Raw genomic sequence first — 1,544 nt, forward strand, 5'->3', positions numbered from 1 at the left:
CTTTATAGGAAAGATCGCCTTTGGCGTTCTGTTGAATTGAAAATAGCCCGCACAAAGGCGAGCATGACAAATAAACGATTGTCAGTTTAGAAGATGTAGAAACCTTCTTCACCGAAATCGTCATCAAGTTCGTCATCATTTAAGAAATAATCCATATCCAGAAGTTCATCCTCGCTCATATGGCGAATGTCCTTGGATGTCATACCTTCTGGGGGATTTTCAATGTATTTTCTGCGCAGTTCCTCGATATCAGGTTTCATAAATGGAAATCTCCTTTCAGAGAGATTATATCATTAGAATTCATGCGGAGGAACGTTTTCCACGAGATTTGGACATTGCTTTCTCGTAAAGTTCTTCGAGAGAAACGCGCTGATGATTGTAGTAGAGCTCAAGAAACTCCATTTTGTGTTTGCAATCAGGACATTGTAAAGGGTCATAACCAAAAGAAGAAAGAATAGCGATACGCCACTGATTGAAACTACGAAAAACGCGATGTTTTTCTTTCGCTATAGCACGATGCAGATGCTTGTCAATTTCACGGTGGCGGGCATAGATTCCACCATATCGAATCATTTTAAAGTGCTTTTCAGGGATGTGTCTGATTAACCGTTTTATGAAATCTATAGCAGGGAGAGTTTCTTCGACATACTTTTCGTCTTCGTGGCGATTGTAATGGAAGGTAACGAACTCACCGTCATATTTATCAATTCGTGATGTAGCTATAACTGGTCGACCAAGATAGCGTCCGATATATTTCACTACGGTTTTAGGATCGCATTTATTAGGCTTGGCATATACATAGAAGCCTTGTTTGTGTTTTGAATAACATAAGGCTTTGACCTTCTTGAAAGAGGGGTCAAGCAGACTTTCCATTTCGTTAAGTAATGCGGTACGAAAAGCATTTCGGAGGTATGTATAATTAAAGTGTGTGATATGTCGCCAAACCCCGTCATCGCTGTAGCCACCTTCGGAAATCAGACAGTGAATGTGTGGATTCCATTTGAGATCCCTGCCAAAAGTATGAAGAACCATGATATAGCCAGGAGTGAAATTTCTGGATTTATTCATTTTAAAGAACATACGGGAAACAACGCTGGCAACAGAATGGAAAAGGCAATGAAGCAGAGTTCTGTCTTGAAGAAAAAAATCACGGAGATTTTCATCAATCGTGAAGACACAGTGTCTGTGCGGGACGTTAATCAGTTTAAAAGACATGGACGTAGTACGATCCATAGAATACTTGTTACCGCAGGTGGGGCAGAAACGGCTGTGGCAGCGAAAAGGAACGAACTTAAGTTTTCCACAGTGTGGGCAGCCATACATAGCGCCACCAAAAGAAGGATCCCCACAGTTGATCATTTTTTCGATATTTTCCATCTCAGAAGGTCTGGGATGAAGAGTATATTTGATTTCTTCATAATAGTCTGTAAAGATTGTTTGTAAGATATTCATATGTCTATTATGTAGAAAAATGAAGCAAAAGAAAACCCCACCCCTCAAGATTGAGGGGCAGGGGAGTTGAATAGGCGAAGCCTATTTTTTAT

The 1,544-nt window shown here is 40.3% G+C and carries 2 protein-coding genes; both read right to left on the reverse strand.

Going from position 1 to position 1,544, the window contains the following annotated elements; translation table 11 throughout:
- Positions 1 to 86: 86 nt before the first annotated feature.
- The gene (locus FYJ75_RS14375; RefSeq protein ID WP_195839044.1) at positions 87 to 260 is read right to left on the reverse strand and encodes a hypothetical protein; all 174 of its coding nucleotides are present in this window, start codon (positions 258 to 260) and stop codon (positions 87 to 89) included.
- A gap of 40 nt (positions 261 to 300) precedes the next feature.
- Positions 301 to 1,452, reverse strand: coding sequence for an IS91 family transposase (locus FYJ75_RS14240; protein ID WP_154431062.1), 1,152 nt, complete (start codon positions 1,450 to 1,452; stop codon positions 301 to 303).
- Positions 1,453 to 1,544: the final 92 nt, after the last annotated feature.

It is taken from the genome of Roseburia porci (assembly GCF_009695765.1).
GTDB classification, from domain to species: domain Bacteria; phylum Bacillota; class Clostridia; order Lachnospirales; family Lachnospiraceae; genus Roseburia; species Roseburia porci.